Raw genomic sequence first — 18313 nt, 5'->3', positions numbered from 1 at the left:
GAGGCTACGGCAGAGCCCGAGAACAACTCTGCCCGCCGCGCCCCTCCGACGAGGGGGGCGCGGCGCGTTGGTGGCCGGTGTCAGGCCGACACCGTTTCCGGGTGTGACGCCTTGCGTCCCGTGCGTTCGCCGAGGCGTTCCGTCGGGATCGTGTGGGTCTCGCGGGCGGAGAGGGCCGCGATGACCGGCGGCACGCACAGGATCGCCGTGAACAGGGCGACCGCTCCCCAGTCGTCGCCTCCGGGACCGGCGATCTCGGCGGCGAAGGTGACCGCGAAACCGGCCACCGCGAAGCCGATCTGGGTGCCGATCGCCATGCCGGACAGCCGGACCCGGGTCGTGAACATCTCGCGGTAGAAGGCGGGCCACACACCGTTCGCGGCGCTGTAGACGATGCCGAAGGCGGCGATCCCGAAGACCAGGGTCAGCGGGTAGGAGCCGGTGGAGATCGCCCACAGGTAGCCCGCCATCGCCGCCGCGCTGCCCACCGCGCCGATCAGGTACACCGGACGGCGCCCGATCCGGTCGGACAGCGTCGCCCGCAGCGGGATCGCGGCCAGCGCGACCAGGTTGGCCAGCGCGCCCACCCACAGCATCGACGTACGGGACATCCCGACCGCGTCGCTGGTGGCGTACGCCAGCGCCCACACCGTGAAGATCGTGCTGACCGAGGCGATCAGCGCGCCCGCGATCACCCGCAGCACGTCCGCCCAGTGCTCCCGCAGCAGCACCGCGAGGGGCAGCCGGGCCACGCCCTCCGTCGCCGCCTGCCGGGCGAAGGCCGGGGTCTCCTGGAGCCTGCGCCGGATGACGTACCCGACGACGGCCACCCCCACGCTCAGCCAGAACGGCACCCGCCAGCCCCAGGACAGCAGTTGGTCCTCGGGGAGCTGGGCCACGGGTATGAAGACGAGCGTGGCGACGAGCTGGCCGCCCTGGGTGCCGCTGAGCGTGAAGCTCGTGAAGAAGCCCCGGCGGTCCGGTGGCGCGTGCTCCAGGCTCATCGAGCCGGCGCTCGCCTGCTCGCCGGCGGCCGATATGCCCTGCAGGACCCGGCACAGCACCAGCAGCACCGGAGCGAGGCCGCCCACCTGGGCGCGGGTCGGCAGACAGCCGATCAGGAACGTCGACAGACCCATCAGGACCAGCGTGAACACCATGATCTTCTTGCGGCCGAGCCGGTCGCCGAAGTGCCCGAGGAACAGCGCGCCCAGCGGCCGGGCCGTGTAGGCCACCCCGAACGTCGCCAGCGACAGCAGGGTCGCCGTGGCCGGGTCGGAGGCGTCGAAGAACACCTTCGGGAAGATCAGCGCGGCCGCGCTGCCGTAGAGGAAGAAGTCGTAGTACTCGAGGGCGCTGCCGATCCAGGCGGCCGTGGCGGCCTTCCTGGGCTGGCCGGGCGGCGGGGCATGTGCGGCGGGAGCAGGGGAGGGGACGGACACGGCGGTGCTCCTTCGGGGGAACTCCACCCCAGGGGTGAAGTGAGCGGCGGGGCGAAGGGCCGGATCTCGGCTGCTAATTAACCCACTGGATAGTTAGTCGTGGTTTTGGGTGGGGTGTTGCGCCCGCGTTTTCGTCATGTCAAGAGGCGCCGCGTGACGTGCTCAGTCCGCGGCCCGCTCCGCCGTGAGGTAAGCGATCACCATGTCGCCGAGCATGGTCCGGTAGTGCTCGCGCTGCGCCGGAGCCACCAGGTCGCGGCCGAACAGGGCGCCGAAGGTGTGCCGGTTGGCCACCCGGAAGAAGCAGAACGAGCTGATCATGGCGTGCAGGTCGACGGCGTCGACGTCGGCCGTGAACAGCCCGGACTCCTGCCCGGCGGCCAGGATCCGGCGGATCACGTCCAGCGCCGGCGAACCGATCCGGCCGAGCTTGTCGGACGCCGCGATGTGCTCGGCGCCGTGGATGTTCTCGATGCTGACCAGGCGAATGAAGTCCGGGTGCTGCTCGTGGTGGTCGAAGGTCAGCTCGGCCAGCCGCCGGATCGCCGCGACGGGGTCCAGGTGCTCCACGTCCAGCTGCTGCTCGGCCTCGCGGATCACGCCGTACGCCCGCTCCAGCACGGCCGTGAACAGCTGCTCCTTGCCGCCGAAGTAGTAGTAGATCATCCGCTTGGTGGTGCGGGTGCGGGCCGCGATCTCGTCCACCCGGGCGCCGTCGTAGCCGGCCCGGGCGAACTCCTGGGTCGCCACGTCGAGGATCTCGGCCTGGGTGCGGGCGGCGTCACGCACCCGCCCGCCGGGGCGTACCGGTTCTTCGACGCTGGTCATCGGATTCCTTCGGGCCGTGGGGCGGGCGATTCGCTCACTCGCGTGCCGGTGATTGTAGAAGCAGGGGCCCGTGCCGTGGCCGGGGTCTTTCGCCGGCCTCGGTCGGCTGATATAGCTAACGGACTGGTTCGTACATTAGCGTCGCCTCTGGAGGTCCGCGTGACCAAGGACTCGTATCTCGTCGGGCTGATCGGGTCGGGGATCGGCCCCTCGTTCAGCCCCGCTCTGCACCAGCGCGAGGCGGACCGCCAGGGACTGCGGCACCTCTACCGGCTCATCGACATCGACACCCTCGGGGTGCCGCCCGAGGCGGTCGGCGACCTCGTACGGGCCGCCCGCGACCTCGGCTTCGACGGGCTCAACATCACGCACCCGTGCAAGCAGCTGGTCATCGAGCACCTGGACGCGCTCGGCCCGCAGGCCGAGGCGCTGGGCGCGGTCAACACCGTGGTCTTCGACGGCGGCCGGGCCGTCGGCCACAACACCGATGTCACCGGCTTCGCCGCCTCCTTCGCGCGCGACCTGCCGGACGCCCCGCTGGAGCGGGTCGTCCAGCTCGGCGCGGGCGGCGCCGGCGCGGCCGTCGCCCACGCCACGCTCACCCTCGGGGCGGGCCGGGTCACCGTCGTCGACGCCCTGCCCGACCGGGCCGCCGCCCTCGCCGCCTCGCTCGACCGGCACTTCGGCCCCGGCCGCGCGGCCGCCGCGACCCCGGACCGGCTGCCTCGGCTGCTCGCCGAGGCCGACGGCACCGGCGGACTCGTCCACGCCACCCCCACGGGCATGGCCGCCCACCCCGGCCTGCCCCTGCCGGCGGAGCTCCTGCGCCCCGGGCTGTGGGTCGCCGAGGTGGTCTACCGCCCGCTGGAGACCGAACTGCTGCGCGCCGCCCGCGCGGCCGGCTGCGCCACCCTGGACGGTGGCGGCATGGCGGTCTTCCAGGCCGCGGACGCCTTCCGCCTCTTCACGGGCCGCGAGCCCGACACCGCCCACATGCTGAGGGACATCGCGGAACTGTCCGGAGCGGAGCACTCCGTGGGTCCGGGGGTGTGATGCCTGCCGTGTGCCGTGTGCCGTGTGCCGTGTGCCGTGTGCCGTGTGCCGTGTGCCGTGTGCCGTGTGCCTTGTGCCTTGTGCCTTGTGCCTTGTGCCTTGTGCGTAGGTGTGGGTGTGGCGGTGCTGCGGCCGGACGGGTGGGTGCGGTGTGCGGTGCCGGCTGAGGGTGTGCGTGGGCCGTGAGATGTGACTCGCCCCCGTCCGAGGTGAGTTGGGCCGTGTGACAGCTGTTTTCGGCATGCGTACCCGGTGAGAGCCGGCCAAGCCTCTGGTGAGACCTCGGTGAGATGCGGTCCTGTCGGCGGGGTGGTCAGGGGGGCCCGTTCGATACTCCCCAGGGGTCCGGGGCGTGCTCAGCGTCCCGGACCTTCGGATCCCCGGGATGCCTGGAAGGCCGTTCATGCCGAGCCCCGCCAGCAAGCCTCTCGTCCTGCGACACGCCCCGCCGTCCGCACCCGCCACTGCCGTGCGCGTCCGCTACGAGCGGCCGGTGCTCGCCTCCCTCGCCGCGCTCGCCGCCGTCCTGTGCCTGTGGGGCCTCGGCCACAGCGCCTACCACGCCTTCTACGCGGCCGCCGTCCGCAGCATGACCGACAGCCCGGTCGCCTTCTTCTACGGCTCCTTCGACCCGGCGAACTCCGTCACCCTGGACAAGCTGCCCGGATTCCTTTGGCCGCAGGCCCTGTCCGCGCTGGTCCTCGGCTACCACCCCTGGGCACTGGTGCTGCCGCAGGCGCTGGAGATGGTGGCCTGTGTACTGCTGCTCCACGTCCTCGTGCGCCGCTGGGCCGGAGTGCCGGCCGGACTGCTCGCCGCGGCGTTCCTCACCCTGACCCCGGTCACCGTGGGCCTGGGCCGTTCGGTGACCGAGGACGCGCCCTTCGTTCTGCTCCTGTTGCTGGCGGCCGAGGCCACCTGGCGGGCCACGGTCCGCGCCCGCCCGCGCACCTTGCTGCTCGCGGGGTTCTGGGTGGGCCTCGCCTTCCAGTGCAAGATGCTGGAGGCCTGGGCGGTCCTGCCCGCGCTGGCAGTGACGTACCTCGTCGCCGCTCCTTGCGCGCTTCGCCGCCGCGTCGGCCATCTCGCCCTGGCCGCTGCGGTCACCGTCGCGGTGTCGCTGTCCTGGATGCTGGTGGCCGCGTTCACCCCGACCGGGACCCGCCCGTACCTCGACGGCACCACCGACGACTCGCCCTTCGGGATGGTCGTCGGCTACAACTTCCTGAACCGCTTCCACGCCGTCGGCGTCGACGCGGCCGGCACCGGCAGCATCGTCGCGAGCCGCGCGGCCCACGGAGGGCACCGGACGATGCCCGGTATGGGCGACGGCCTCTGGAAGATGTTCGGCCCCGGCCTGGCCACCCAGACGGGCTGGCTGTACCCGCTCGCCGCGTTCGCTCTCGCCGGCGGGCTGCTGGCGCTGCGTCGGCGACGCCTGCCGCGCACGGACCCGCAGTTCGCCGGGTACCTGCTGTGGGGGGTGTGGCTGACCACCTTCTTCCTGGTGTTCAGCTTCGGCAGCGTGGGTGGCCACACCTACTACATGGGCGTCGTCGCCGTGGCCCTGTGCGCGCTGGCCGCGGCCGGGGTCGTCCACGGACGGCGGTCCCGGACGCTGCCGCTGGTCCTGGCGTTCGACGTCGTCTGGTGCGTGGCCCTGACGCTGTGGTACCCACGCTTCCTGCCCTGGTCGGCGCCCTGCGCCGCGGCCCTCGGCCTGCTCGCGCTGCTCATTGCCCGCGCCCGCCCGGCCGCCGCACTCGCGACCGGACTCTGCGCCGTCGTGCTCATTCCCACCGTCTGGTCGGCCTCGGCGATGTCCCCGCGCTACAACCAGCCCGGCGGCTTCGGCCGGATCGGCCCCACCAGCACCCGCACCGGTCCCGCGCTCTCCACGCTCGGCCCCGACCGGAGCCGGCTCCTCGCCTACCTGACCGCGCACCGCGGCGGCGCCCGCTATCTGGCGGCCGTCCCGGGCTGGCAGGCGGCCGCGCCCTACGTCATCGCCGCGAACGCGCCCGTGCTGCCGATGGGCGGCTTCACCGGCCGGGTCCCGTTCCCGGCTCCGGCGGCCTTCCGGCGCCTGATCGACTCCGGGCGACTGCGCTACGTCGTCCTCCCGCGCGCCGACCTGCGCCCGGGCGCCCGTACGGCCCGTGTCCCGGTCGGAGCCCTGGTCCGTTGGACGACCGCCCACTGTGTGCTCGTCCCGGCGGCCGTCTACGACCCGGGTGAGCGGGCCCGGTTGCTGTACCGGTGCGGGCCGGGCCACGCGGGGTGATCCCGGCCGTGGGCAGGACTTGTCAGGGCGTGTCTGTATTACTCGCCGCACTGACCTGTGCCCCGGCGCGCGCACGCAGGTCAGGGTGGCTGGTGCGCTGGACCACGGTCCACTGGGCACCCGTTCCGGCGGCGGCAGGCAGCGGGCCCGGCTGCTGTACGGCTGCGGCCCGGGTCGCGTGAGGTGATTGGGGCGGTCGGCAGGACTGTCACGCGTGTCTGTGTTACTCGCCGCACCGACCTGTGCCCCGGCGCGCGCACGCAGGTCAGGGTAGCTGGTGCGCCGGTCCACGGTCCACTGCGTACCCGTTCTGGCGGCGGCAGCGGCAGGCAGCGGGCCCGGCTGCTGTACGACTGCGGCCCGGGTCGCGTGAGGTGATTGGGGCGGTCGGCAGGACCGTCACGCGTGTCTGTGTTACTCGCCGCACTGACCTGCGCCCTGGCGCGCGCACGCAGGTCAGGGTGGCTGGTGCGCCGGTCCACGGTCCACTGGGCACCCGTTCCGGCGGCGGCAGGCAGCGGGCCCGGCTGCCGTACGACTGCGGCCCGGGTCACGTGAGGTGACCCGGGCCTTCGGCGGGGCGGTCAGGCGTGGCTGTTCCACTCGGCGATCACGGGGCGTCCGTGCTCCGTGGAGAGGCGGCTGACCGTACCGGTCGCCAGCTGGAACAGCCGGCCCTCGGCGGGCGGCAGACCCAGCCGGCGGGCGGTGAGCACCCGCAGGAAGTGGGCGTGCGCGACCAGGACCACGTCACCGGTGTCCGCGGCGAGCGCCTCCTCCACCCGGGCCAGCACCCGGTCGGCCCTGGCCCCGATCTCCTCCGGCGACTCGCCGGGGTGACCCTCGGGTCCCGGTGGTACGCCGTCCGTCCACAGGTCCCAGTCGGGGCGGGCGCGGTGGATGTCGACCGTGGTGACACCCTCGTAGCCGCCGTAGTCCCACTCGTGCAGATCGGGGTCGGCCACGGCCCCGGTCAGGCCCGCCAGTTCGGCGGTGCGTATCGCGCGGTCCAGCGGGCTGGTCAGCGCGAGGGTGTAGGTCCGTCCGGTGAGGAGCGCGGCGAGGGACTTGGCCTGTTCCTCACCGTGCGTGGTCAGGGGCAGGTCGGTGAAGCTGGTGTGCTGTCCCGACAGGCTCCACTCCGTCTCGCCGTGGCGGACCAGCAGAAGGTCCCCCACGTCCGGTCAGTCCTTCTTCTCGACGGCGTGCCCGCCGAACTGGTTGCGCAGCGCCGCGACCATCTTCATCTGCGGGGAGTCGTCCTGCCGGGAGGCGAACCGGGCGAAGAGCGAGGCGGTGATCGCGGGCAGCGGGACGGCGTTGTCGATGGCGGCCTCGACGGTCCAGCGGCCCTCGCCGGAGTCCTCGGCGTACCCGCGCAGCTTCTCCAGGTGCTCGTCGTCGTCCAGGGCGTTGACCGCGAGGTCGAGCAGCCAGGAGCGGATGACGGTGCCCTCCTGCCAGGAGCGGAAGACCTCGCGGACGTTGTCCACCGACTTGACCTTCTCCAGCAGTTCCCAGCCCTCGGCGTAGGCCTGCATCATGGCGTACTCGATGCCGTTGTGGACCATCTTCGAGAAGTGCCCGGCGCCGACCCGGCCCGCGTGCACATAGCCGTACGGGCCCTCCGGCTTGAGCGCCTCGAAGATCGGCCGCAGCCGCTCCACGTGCTCCTTGTCGCCGCCCACCATCAGCGCGTAGCCGTTCTGCAGGCCCCACACACCGCCGGAGACGCCCGCGTCGACGAAGCCGATGCCCTTGACGCCGAGTTCGGCGGCGTGCTTCTCGTCGTCCGTCCAGCGGGAGTTGCCGCCGTCGACCACCGTGTCGCCCTCGGACAGCAGGTCCTTGAGCTCGTCGATGACGCCCTGGGTGGCGGTGCCGGCCGGGACCATCACCCAGACCGTGCGGGGCGCGTCCAGCTTCCCGACCATTTCTTCGAGGCTCTTGACGTCGGAGACCTCGGGGTTGCGGTCGTAGCCGATGACGGTGTGGCCGGCGCGGCGGACCCGCTCGCGCATGTTGCCGCCCATCTTGCCGAGACCGATCAGACCGAGCTGCATGTCAGTTCACTTCCTAAGCGTGCGGTATGCGGCGACGAGGGCCGTGGTGGAGGGGTCGAGACCGGGCACGTCGGCGCCCGTCGTGAGGGCGGGTTCGACGCGCTTGGCGAGGACCTTGCCCAGTTCCACGCCCCACTGGTCGAAGGAGTCGATGTTCCAGACCGCGCCCTGCACGAACACCTTGTGCTCGTAGAGGGCGACCAGCTGGCCGAGCACGGACGGGGTCAGCTCGCGCGCGAGGATCGTCGTCGTGGGGTGGTTGCCGCGGAAGGTGCGATGCGGCACCTGCTCCTCGGGCACGCCCTCCGAGCGGACCTCGTCCGCGGTCTTGCCGAAGGCGAGGGCCTGGGTCTGGGCGAAGAAGTTGGCCATCAACAGGTCGTGCTGGCCCGCCAGTTCGTCGCTCAGCTCGTCGACCGGGCGGGCGAAGCCGATGAAGTCCGCCGGGATCAGCCGGGTGCCCTGGTGGATCAACTGGTAGTAGGCGTGCTGCCCGTTGGTGCCGGGCGTGCCCCACACCACCGGCCCGGTCTGCCACTGCACCGGGCTGCCGTCACGCTGCACCGACTTGCCGTTGGACTCCATGTCCAGCTGCTGCAGGTACGCGGTGAACTTGGACAGGTAGTGCGAGTACGGCAGCACGGCATGGGTCTGGGCGTCGAAGAAGTTGTCGTACCAGATCCCCAGCAGGCCCAGCAGCAGAGGGACGTTGGCCTCGGCGGGCGCGGTGCGGAAGTGGTCGTCGACGATCCGGAAGCCGTCGAGCATCTCCCGGAAGCGAACGGGGCCGATGGCGATCATCAGGGACAGGCCGATCGCGGAGTCGTACGAGTAGCGCCCGCCGACCCAGTCCCAGAACTCGAACATGTTGTCCGGGTCGATGCCGAACCCGGTGACCTTCTCCGCGTTCGTGGACAGCGCCACGAAGTGCTTCGCCACGGCCTTCTCGTCGCCGTCGAAAGCCTCGAGCAGCCAGGAGCGGGCCGAGGTGGCGTTGGTGATCGTCTCGATCGTGGTGAACGTCTTGGACGCGACGATGAAGAGGGTCTCCGCGGGGTCCAGGTCGCGGGTGGCCTCGTGCAGGTCGGCGCCGTCCACGTTGGAGACGAAGCGGAACGTCAACTCCCGTGCGGTGTAGGCGCGCAGGGCCTCGTACGCCATCGCCGGGCCGAGGTCGGAGCCGCCGATGCCGATGTTGACGACGTTGCGGATCCGCCTGCCGGTGTGGCCGGTCCACTCGCCCGAGCGGACCCGCTCGGCGAAGCGGGCCATCTTGTCCAGTACGGCGTGCACCTTGGGGACGACGTTCTCGCCGTCGACCTCGATCACCGTGTCCCGGGCGGCGCGCAGCGCGGTGTGCAGCACGGCCCGCCGCTCGGTGATGTTGATCCCGTCGCCGCGGAACATGGCGTCCCGCAGGGCGAACACGCCGGTGGCGGTGGCGAGTTCCCGCAGCAGGGCCAGGGTCTCGTCGGTGATCAGGTGCTTGCTGTAGTCGATGTGCAGATCGCCGACCCGCACGACGTACCGCTCGGCGCGGCCGGGGTCCGTGGCGAACAGCTCTCGCAGGAGCGGTTGCCCCTCGGCGCGGTGGTCGGCGAGGGCGGTCCACTCGGGCCTGCGGGTGAGCAGGGGGGTGTCTGACGGTGCGTCGGACATGTCAGGCGTTCTCCTTGGCGGCCTCGCCCTTGAGGGCGATGGCGTACATCTCGTCGGCGTCGAGGCGGCGAAGCTCCTCGGCGATGAGTTCGGAGGTGGCGCGGACCTTCAGGGCGAGGGTGCGCGGCGGCTGGCCCGGCAAGGTCAGCGTGGCGAGGGGCCCTTCGGGCCGGTCGATGACGATCTCGCCGTTGTCGGTGCCGAGGCGCACCGCCGTGACCACCGGTCCCGCGGTGACCACCCGGTCCACGGTGACGTCGAGGCGGGCCTCCAGCCAGCGCGAGAGGAGTTCGGCGCTGGGGTTGTCCTGCTCGGCCTCGACGGCCGCCGACGTCACCTTGGTCCGTGCCTGGTCCAGGGCGGCGGCCAGCATGGACCGCCACAGCGTGAGCCGGGTCCAGGCGAGGTCGGTGTCGCCGGGAGCGTAGTTGCGGGTGCGGGTCTGCAGGACCTCCATCGGCCGCTCGACCGCGTACAGGTCGGTGATCCGCCGCTGGGCCAGCGCCCCCAGCGGGTCCTTCGACGGGACGTCGGGCGCGTCCACCGGCCACCACACGACGACCGGGGCGTCCGGCAGCAGCAGCGGCAGGACCACGGAGTCCGCGTGGTCGGACACCTCGCCGTAGGTGCGCAGCACGACCGTCTCGCCGGTGCCGGCCTCCGAGCCGACCCGGACCTCGGCGTCCAGGCGCGAGGTGGTGCGGTCGCGCAGGGTGCGGGCGTGCCGCTTGATGACCACCAGGGTCCGCGAGGGGTGCTCGTGCGAGGCCTCCTCGGCCGCCTTGATCGAGTCGTAGGCGTTCTCCTCGTCCGTGACGATGACCATCGTCAGGACCATGCCCACGGCCGGGGTGCCGATGGCGCGGCGGCCCTGCACCAGCGCCTTGTTGATCTTGCTTGCCGTGGTGTCGGTCAGGTCGATCTTCATGGCCTGCGCCAGCTCCGTCCGTCTCGTGCGAGCATCTCGTCCGCTTCCGTCGGTCCCCAGCTGCCCGACGAGTACTGCGCCGGCCTGCCGTGCGCCGCCCAGTACTCCTCGATCGGGTCGAGGATCTTCCAGGACTCTTCCACTTCCTGGTGACGGGGGAACAAATTGGCGTCGCCGAGCAGCACGTCCAGGATGAGCCGCTCGTACGCCTCAGGGCTCGACTCGGTGAACGACTCGCCGTAGGCGAAGTCCATGGACACGTCCCGGATCTCCATCGAGGTGCCGGGCACCTTCGAGCCGAACCGTACGGTCATGCCCTCGTCGGGCTGGACGCGGATGACGATCGCGTTCTGCCCCAGCTCCTCGGTGGCCGTGGAGTCGAACGGGGAGTGCGGGGCCCGCTTGAAGACCACCGCGATCTCGGTGACCCGGCGGCCGAGCCGCTTGCCCGCGCGCAGGTAGAAGGGGATGCCCGCCCAGCGGCGGTTGTCGATGCCCAGCTTGATCGCGGCGAAGGTGTCGGTCTTCGACTTGGGGTCGATGCCGTCCTCCTCCAGATAGCCGACGACCTTCTCGCCGCCCTGCCAGCCCGCCGAGTACTGCCCGAGCACGGTGCTGTGGCCCAGGTCGTGCGGCAGCCGCACCGACTTCAGCACCTTCAGCTTCTCGGTGAGCAGCGCCTCCGCGTCGAACGCGATGGGCTCCTCCATGGCGGTCAGCGCCAACAGCTGCAGCAGGTGGTTCTGGATGACGTCACGGGCGGCGCCGATGCCGTCGTAGTAGCCTGCGCGGCCGCCGATGCCGATGTCCTCGGCCATGGTGATCTGCACGTGGTCGACGTACGACCGGTTCCAGATCGGCTCGTACATCTGGTTGGCGAAGCGCAGCGCCAGGATGTTCTGGACGGTCTCCTTGCCGAGGTAGTGGTCGATCCGGAACACCTGCTCCGGATCGAACACGTCATGCACGATCGCGTTCAGCTCGCGCGCGCTGCCCAGGTCGTGGCCGAACGGCTTCTCGATGACCGCGCGCCGCCAGGCGCCCTGCGGCGGGCTCGCCAGACCGTGCTTCTTCAGCTGCTGCACGACCTTCGGGAAGAACTTCGGCGGCACCGAGAGGTAGAACGCGAAGTTGCCGCCGGTGCCGCGGGAGGTGTCCAGCTCGTCGACGGCGTCCTTCAGCTGCTTGAACGCCGTGTCGTCGTCGAAGTCGCCGGGGATGAACCGCATGCCCTCGGCGAGCTGCTGCCAGACCTCCTCGCGGAACGGGGTGCGGGAGTGCTCGCGCACCGCGTCGTGCACCACCTGCGCGAAGTCCTGGTCCTCCCAGTCCCGCCGGGCGAAGCCGACCAGGGAGAAGCCCGGCGGCAGCAGACCCCGGTTGGCGAGGTCGTACACGGCCGGCATCAGCTTCTTGCGGGACAGGTCGCCGGTCACACCGAAGATGACCAGGCCGGAGGGGCCCGCGATGCGGGGCAGCCGGCGGTCGCGGGTGTCGCGCAGCGGGTTCAGCCAGTCGGCGGCCGGGGCCACCGGGACGCGCACCTCCTCGACGGGGGGTGTCTCGGGTTCAGGAGCCTTGGTCGTCATTACGCGTCAACTCCCTTGCTGTTCAGGGACTTGGTGACGGCGTCCAGCAGCTCCTGCCAGGCCGTCTCGAACTTGGCGACGCCCTCGTCCTCCAGCTGCTGGACGACCTCGTCGTAGGAGATGCCGAGCCGCTCCACGGCGGCGAGGTCCTCGCGGGCCCGCGCGTAGCCGCCGGTCACCGTGTCACCGGTGATCTCGCCGTGGTCGGCCGTGGCCTTCAGGGTGGCCTCGGGCATCGTGTTCACGGTGCCGGGCGCGACCAGCTCGTCCACATACAGCGTGTCCTTGTACGCGGGATCCTTCACCCCGGTGGACGCCCACAGCGGACGCTGCCTGTTCGCCTTCTCCCCGGCCAGCGCCGACCAGCGCTCGGAGGCGAAGACCTCCTCGTACGCCTCGTAGGCCAGCCGGGCGTTGGCGAGGGCCGCCCGCCCCTTGAGGGCGAGGGCCTCGTCGGTGCCGAGGGCCGTCAGCCGCTTGTCGATCTCGGAGTCCACGCGGGAGACGAAGAAGGAGGCCACCGAGTGGATCCGGGACAGGTCCAGGCCGCGCTCCCTGGCCTTCTCGAGGCCGGCCAGATAGGCGTCCATGACCTCGCGGTAGCGCTCCAGGGAGAAGATCAGAGTCACGTTGACGCTGATGCCGAGGCCGATGACCTCGGTGATCGCCGGCAGGCCCGCCCGGGTCGCCGGGATCTTGATCATCGCGTTGGGGCGGTCGACCAGCCAGGCCAGCTGCCCGGCCTCGGCGACGGTCGCCCGGGTGTCGTGGGCGAGGCGCGGGTCGACCTCGATGGAGACCCTGCCGTCACGGCCCTCCGAGGCCGTGTACACGGGGCGCAGGATGTCGGCGGCGGCCCGCACGTCGGCGGTCGTCATCATCCGTACGGCCTCGTCGACCGTGACGCCCCGTACGGCGAGGTCGGTCAGCTGCTCCTCGTACCCCTCGCCGGAGCCTATGGCCGCCTGGAAGATCGACGGGTTGGTGGTGACGCCCACGACGCCGCCGCCGTCCACCAGCTCGGCCAGGCCGCCCGAGGTGATCCGCTTGCGCGACAGGTCGTCCAGCCAGACCGAGACACCCTCGTCGGCAAGGCGCTTGAGGGCTCCCGCGGTCCCGATTGCTTCGGTCACAGTGATCTTCTTTCCTATCGCGTCGATATCAGGCGCGCGCGGCGGCCAGCGACTCGCGGGCAGCGGCGGCGACGTTCTCGGGGGTGAAGCCGAACTCGGCGAACAGTGTGGTCGCATCGGCGGAGGCACCGAAGTGTTCGAGGGAGACAATCCGACCTGCGTCGCCCACGAACCGGTGCCAGGTCAGACCGATCCCGGCCTCGACGGCGACGCGCGCCTTCACGGCCGGCGGCAGCACGCTCTCGCGGTAGGCACGCGGCTGCTCCTCGAACCACTCCACGGACGGCATCGACACCACCCGCGTGCCGATCCCCTCGGCCTCCAGCTGCTTGCGCGCGGCGACGGCCAGCCGCACCTCGGAACCGGTCGCGATGATGATCACCTCCGGGGTCTCGGTCGACGACTCGCGCAGCACGTAACCGCCCTTGGCCGCGTCCTCGTGGGGCGCGTACGTCGGCACGCCCTGGCGGGTGAGCGCGAGTCCGTGCGGGGCCGGGTCGGTGGCGTGCCTCTTCAGGATCTCGGCCCAGGCGATCGCGGTCTCGTTGGCGTCCGCCGGGCGGACGACGTTCAGACCCGGGATCGCGCGCAGCGAGGCCAGGTGCTCGACCGGCTGGTGGGTCGGGCCGTCCTCGCCGAGACCGATGGAGTCGTGGGTCCAGACGTACGTCACGGGCAGCTGCATCAGCGCCGACATGCGGACGGCGTTGCGCATGTAGTCGGAGAAGACCAGAAAGGTGCCGCCGTAGACGCGGGTGTTGCCGTGCAGGGCGATGCCGTTCATCTCCGCGGCCATGGAGAACTCACGGATGCCGAAGTGGACGGTACGGCCGTACGGGTCCGCCTCGGGCAGCGGGATGCCCTCGGGGAGGAAGGAGCTGCTCTTGTCGATGGTGGTGTTGTTCGACCCGGCGAGGTCGGCGGAGCCGCCCCACAGCTCCGGGATCACCGGGCCGAGCGCCTGCAGCACCTTGCCGGATGCGGCACGGGTGGCGACGGACCGGCCCTCCTCGAACACCGGCACGGCGTCCTGCCAGCCCTCGGGCAGCTCGCCCTTGCCGATCCGGTCGAACAGGGCGGCCCGCTCCGGGTCGGCCGCGCGCCACTCGGTGATCTGCTTGTCCCAGGCCGCGTGCGCCTCGGCGCCCCGGTCCAGGGCCCGGCGGGTGTGCCGCAGGACCTCGTCGGTGACCTCGAAGGTCTGCTCGGGGTCGAAGCCGAGGACGCGCTTGGTGGCGGCGATCTCGTCCGCGCCGAGCGCCGAGCCGTGGGAGGCCTCGGTGTTCTTCGCGTTCGGTGCGGGCCAGGCGATGATCGTGCGCATCGCGATGATCGAGGGGCGGCCGGTCTCCGCCTGCGCCGCCTTCAGTGCCGCGTACAGCGCGGGCACGTCGATGTCGCCGTCGGCGGTGGGCTCGACGCGCTGGGTGTGCCAGCCGTAGGCCTCGTACCGCTTCAGCACGTCCTCGGAGAAGGCGGTGGCGGTGTCGCCCTCGATGGAGATGTGGTTGTCGTCGTAGAGGAATACCAGGTTGCCGAGCTTCTGGTGGCCCGCCAGGGAGGAGGCCTCGGCGGAGACGCCCTCCTCCAGGTCGCCGTCGGAGACGATTCCCCAGACGGTGTGGTCGAAGGGGGAGGTGCCCTGGGGGGCCTCCGGGTCGAACAGGCCGCGCTCGTAGCGGGCGGCCATCGCCATGCCGACGGCGTTGGCGACCCCCTGGCCGAGCGGGCCGGTGGTGGTCTCCACGCCGGCGGTGTGCCCGTACTCGGGGTGACCGGGCGTCTTCGAGCGGTGCGTGCGGAACGCCTTCAGGTCGTCCAGCTCCAGCTCGTACCCGGAGAGGAAGAGCTGGGTGTAGAGGGTCAGCGAGGTGTGGCCGGGGGACAGCACGAAGCGGTCACGGCCGGTCCACTCCGGGTCGGCCGGGTCGTGTCGCATCACCTTCTGAAAGATCGTGTACGCGGCGGGGGCCAGGCTCATCGCGGTGCCAGGGTGGCCGTTGCCGACCTTCTGCACGGCGTCGGCCGCGAGAAGCCGGGCGGTGTCCACGGCACGCCGGTCCAGGTCGGTCCACTCGAAGCCATCTGGCGTCTGCGTGCTCATCTTCAAGAAGTCCTCGTTCAATGCGTGATTGCTGGCCGAACGCGTTCAAACTTAAAAGTCTGACTTTTTAGAAGGAAGGGTGGGGTGTGTCAGCCTGTGGTGAATCTGGGACAGTGATCGCGTGACAGGGACGGCACGAAACAGCCATGGCGGACAGAACACCCCAAGCCGGTGACGACGGTCTGGACGGCGACGGGATCAGAACCTTCCCCTTCCCGGTCGAACTGGCCGTCGGTGGCGTCGGCATGCAGATCGGTCCCATGGGAGACGACCGCACCTGGCACGCCGACGCCCCGCTGCACCGTGTCCACCGCATCGACTTCCATGTGGTCATGCTCTTCACCGAGGGCCACGTACGGCACATGATCGACTTCGCCGAGTACGAGGCCCACGCCGGCGACCTGCTGTGGATCCGCCCCGGACAGGTCCACCGGTTCTCCCGCACGAGCGAGTACCGCGGAACCGTCCTGACCATGCAGCCCGGCTTTCTGCCGCGCGCCACCGTCGAGGCCACCGGCCTGTACCGCTACGAAATGCCGCCGCTGCTGCACCCCGAACCGGCGCAACTGGCCGCGCTCCGGGCTGCGCTCGCACAGCTGCGCCGCGAGTACGAGGACACCGCGACACTTCCGCTGAGCCTGCACACCGCCGTGCTCCGGCACAGCCTGACCGCGTTCCTGCTGCGCCTCGCCCACCTCGCGGCCAGTTCGGCGGAGGCGTCCCGGCAGCAGGCGGACACCACCTTCACCCTCTTCCGGGACGCGGTCGAGCAGGGCTTCGCCACCAACCACAGCGTCAGCGCCTACGCCGACGCGCTCGGTTACTCCCGCCGCACCCTCGTGCGCGCCGTGCGCGCGGCCACCGGCGAGACACCGAAGGGCTTCATCGACAAGCGGGTGATCCTGGAGGCCAAACGCCTCCTCGCCCACACGGACATGCCGATCGGCCGCGTCGGGGCGGCCGTGGGCTTCCCCGACGCGGCGAACTTCTCCAAGTTCTTCCATCTGCACACCGGCATCACCCCGGTGACGTTCCGGGCGGAGCTGCGCTAGTGCCCCGAAAGACAACGGTCGCCCCGTCGCGACGCCCGGCACGCTCCCCCAGAGGGGGCACCCCCACTCGCCGCACCGGCCGAAAGCCCAAGTACGTCCAGTACGAGGACTTCCGGCCGGCACGCCGAGAGCACGCACCGGACGCCGATCCTTGATGGGCAAACGTTGCCTGCCAGGGCGCTGGGCCGCCTCGAGGCGGCATCATTTCCCTGACGGGGTGCGCGAGTCGGACGGCGTTCGGGGGCGGCATGGGCCGGACAGTGCTGGGCAACGCGGGGATCGGACTCTTCTCCGCCGTGACGGTGGTGCTGGTGAAGTCATGGGCCGGAGGCGCGCCCCTGGGAGAAGCGCTTCGGCTCGGGCTGTGGTGGTTCGCCGCGGCCACGGTCGTCGGAACGGTCTACGACCGGCTGCGTGCTCGCAGACGGAAGCGGCGGGAGGCGGCCCGGCCCGGCGGTGACTGACGGTCCCTCGTGCGTCGCGAGCCGGTCGCCGACGTCCCCGGGGCCAGCGACGGCACCTTCGCCTTCGACGACGTCCCCCCCCTGCCGGGCTCGTCCACCTGCACCGCCGGATACGCGGGAGACGCCGGCCACGTCGCGGGAACGGCGTACATCACGGTGGAGATCGCCGACTGGCCACGGTGACCCCCCACGGGGGTCCGGCGCGTTCCCCGCGCCGGGCCCCCGCCGATCCGTCCTACCCGGCCGGGCTCAGTGACCGAAGTCGAACCAGTTCACGTTCACGAAGTCGGCCGGCTGGCCGCTGGTGAAGGTGAGATACACGTCGTGCGTGCCGGTCACCGCGCTGATGTTCGCCGGGATCGTCTGCCACGACTGCCAGCCCCCCGTGCCGGCCAGCGCGAAACTGCCGATCGGCGCGTTGCTCCGGCTGTCCAGGCGCACCTCGACCAGACCGCTCACCCCTCCCGCGGCACCGCTCGCGACCCGGGCGTAGAACTGCCTGGCCGCGGTGGAGCCGAAGTCGACGCCCTTGTACAGCGCCCAGTCACCGTTGCCGATGTACCCGATGTCCTGGCCGCCGCCCGTGTCCGCGGTCGTCTCGGTGCTGACGCCGGACTGGCTGTCGTAGGACTCGGCCTGGACGGGGCTGTAGGCGTCCCGGTTGCCGGGAGGCGGGGGAGTGGTGCCGCCCCCGTCGCCCGTGGACTGCAGGACCTGCACGTAGTCGACGACCATCGGGTGGTTGGGTTCGGTGCCGCCGTCCGGGCCGCCGCCGAAGGCCGCCGGGAAGCCGCCGCCCATCGCCACGTTGAGGATGAGGAAGTAGCCGTGGTTCGTGGCGTTGGCCCACGTCGTCGCGTCGACCTGGTTCGCCCGCACGGTGTGGAAGTTGACGCCGTCGAGGTAGAAGCGGATCTCCTCGGGGCTGGTCGAGCGGTCCCACTCCATCGCGTAGTTGTGGAAGCCCGCCTGGCAGGTGCTACCGGTGCAGGACGTCGAGTTGCCGATGCCGGAGGTCTCGTTGCAGGGGCCGCCCGGGTTGGTGCCGCAGTGCATCGTGGACCAGTCGGTGTTCAGGCCCTGGACGTTCTCCATGATGTCCAGCTCGCCGACGCTCGGCCAGTTCCAGTAGTTGCCGCGGAACGGCGACCCGAGCATCCAGAACGCCGGCCAGTAGCCCTTCGCGGCGGCGCCGGTGACATTGGGCATCTGGATCCGGGCCTGGACGCGCAGCTTGCCGCCGGCGGGGGGCTGGAAGTCGGTGCGGTTGGTCTCGATCCGGCCGGAGGTCCAGTTGCCGGAGGCGTCCCGGCGCGGGGTGATGAGCAGGTTGCCGCTGCCGTCCAGCGCGACGTTGTTGGTGCTCGACGTCATCGTCTCGACTTCGCCGGTGCCCCAGTTGGCGGCAGCCCCCGGATACGAAGTCCCGGTGTCGTACTGCCAGTTGGCCGTGTCGACGCCGGACCCTGCCGCGCCGTTGAAGTCGTCCGCGAAGACCTGCGTCCAGCCCGACGGGGGCGTGGGCGCGGAGGCGTCGGCGGGTGCGGTGGCCGCCAGGGCGACGGCTGCGGCAAGGCCGAACGTGGCCGCCGCGGCGGCCAGCGCGCGCCGCAGCGGACGGGATCTGGGTATGCCGGAGGATGCGCTCATGAAGGAGCCTCTCGGGTACGGATGTGCGGGGCGGTGAGAGCGCTCCCACTTCGATCTGAGAGCG

General features: G+C 71.2%; 15 protein-coding genes. 5 read left to right on the top strand and 10 right to left on the bottom strand.

What is annotated here, in order from left to right; translation table 11 throughout:
• Positions 1-80: 80 nt before the first annotated feature.
• A complete protein-coding gene (locus tag AC07CM_RS35770; protein WP_478880652.1) occupies positions 81-1442 on the bottom strand; it encodes an MFS transporter in 1362 nt (453 codons plus the stop codon).
• Positions 1443-1604: 162 nt separating this feature from the next.
• Positions 1605-2270 carry a TetR/AcrR family transcriptional regulator gene (locus tag AC07CM_RS35765; protein ID WP_478880651.1) on the bottom strand — a complete coding sequence of 222 codons (666 nt, stop codon included), beginning with the start codon at positions 2268-2270 and terminating at the stop codon, positions 1605-1607.
• A gap of 159 nt (positions 2271-2429) precedes the next feature.
• Here AC07CM_RS35765 and AC07CM_RS35760 point away from each other — a divergent pair, with 159 nt between their 5' ends.
• On the top strand, positions 2430-3323 hold the full coding sequence (locus tag AC07CM_RS35760; protein ID WP_478880650.1) for a shikimate dehydrogenase: 894 nt from the start codon (positions 2430-2432) through the stop codon (positions 3321-3323).
• A 403-nt stretch (positions 3324-3726) separates the two neighbouring features.
• Positions 3727-5607 carry an ArnT family glycosyltransferase gene (locus tag AC07CM_RS35755; protein WP_478880649.1) on the top strand — a complete coding sequence of 627 codons (1881 nt, stop codon included), beginning with the start codon at positions 3727-3729 and terminating at the stop codon, positions 5605-5607.
• A gap of 584 nt (positions 5608-6191) precedes the next feature.
• On the opposite strand, the gene AC07CM_RS35750 is transcribed toward AC07CM_RS35755, so the two are convergent.
• From AC07CM_RS35750 to tkt, 7 genes are read right to left on the bottom strand one after another with little or no spacing between them, the layout of a single operon-like run.
• Positions 6192-6785: a histidine phosphatase family protein gene (locus tag AC07CM_RS35750; RefSeq protein WP_478880648.1), complete on the bottom strand. Its 594-nt coding sequence runs from the start codon at positions 6783-6785 to the stop codon at positions 6192-6194.
• A 6-nt stretch (positions 6786-6791) separates the two neighbouring features.
• Positions 6792-7670: a phosphogluconate dehydrogenase (NAD(+)-dependent, decarboxylating) gene (gnd, locus tag AC07CM_RS35745; protein WP_478880647.1), complete on the bottom strand. Its 879-nt coding sequence runs from the start codon at positions 7668-7670 to the stop codon at positions 6792-6794.
• Positions 7671-7676: 6 nt separating this feature from the next.
• A complete protein-coding gene (gene pgi / locus AC07CM_RS35740; protein ID WP_478880646.1) occupies positions 7677-9329 on the bottom strand; it encodes a glucose-6-phosphate isomerase in 1653 nt (550 codons plus the stop codon).
• A 1-nt stretch (position 9330) separates the two neighbouring features.
• A complete protein-coding gene (gene opcA, locus AC07CM_RS35735; protein WP_478880645.1) occupies positions 9331-10257 on the bottom strand; it encodes a glucose-6-phosphate dehydrogenase assembly protein OpcA in 927 nt (308 codons plus the stop codon).
• Positions 10254-11846 (bottom strand): glucose-6-phosphate dehydrogenase, encoded by a 1593-nt coding sequence (gene zwf, locus AC07CM_RS35730; protein ID WP_478880644.1) that lies wholly within the window; start codon positions 11844-11846, stop codon positions 10254-10256. The genes opcA and zwf overlap by 4 nt, the downstream gene beginning before the upstream one ends.
• Positions 11846-12979 (bottom strand): transaldolase, encoded by a 1134-nt coding sequence (tal, locus tag AC07CM_RS35725; protein WP_478880643.1) that lies wholly within the window; start codon positions 12977-12979, stop codon positions 11846-11848. The genes zwf and tal overlap by 1 nt, the downstream gene beginning before the upstream one ends.
• A gap of 28 nt (positions 12980-13007) precedes the next feature.
• Complete coding sequence (gene tkt, locus AC07CM_RS35720) at positions 13008-15083, bottom strand: transketolase (RefSeq protein ID WP_478880642.1); 2076 nt, start codon at positions 15081-15083, stop codon at positions 13008-13010.
• A 146-nt stretch (positions 15084-15229) separates the two neighbouring features.
• Here tkt and AC07CM_RS35715 point away from each other — a divergent pair, with 146 nt between their 5' ends.
• From AC07CM_RS35715 to AC07CM_RS35705, 3 genes are all read left to right on the top strand, one after another.
• Complete coding sequence (locus tag AC07CM_RS35715) at positions 15230-16135, top strand: helix-turn-helix domain-containing protein (protein WP_478880641.1); 906 nt, start codon at positions 15230-15232, stop codon at positions 16133-16135.
• Positions 16136-16383: 248 nt separating this feature from the next.
• Complete coding sequence (locus AC07CM_RS35710; protein WP_478880640.1) at positions 16384-16599, top strand: hypothetical protein; 216 nt, start codon at positions 16384-16386, stop codon at positions 16597-16599.
• 9 nt (positions 16600-16608) lie between these two features.
• On the top strand, positions 16609-16782 hold the full coding sequence (locus AC07CM_RS35705; protein ID WP_478880639.1) for a hypothetical protein: 174 nt from the start codon (positions 16609-16611) through the stop codon (positions 16780-16782).
• 66 nt (positions 16783-16848) lie between these two features.
• Here AC07CM_RS35705 and AC07CM_RS35700 read toward each other — a convergent pair whose 3' ends face one another.
• Positions 16849-18249 (bottom strand): glycoside hydrolase family 16 protein, encoded by a 1401-nt coding sequence (locus AC07CM_RS35700; protein WP_478880638.1) that lies wholly within the window; start codon positions 18247-18249, stop codon positions 16849-16851.
• Between the last annotated feature and the right edge of the window lie 64 nt (positions 18250-18313).

Source organism: Streptomyces sp. NPDC044061 (assembly GCF_056434305.1).
The sequence above is the reverse complement of the archived record's forward strand: the minus strand, read 5'-3'. Positions and strand labels throughout refer to the sequence as shown.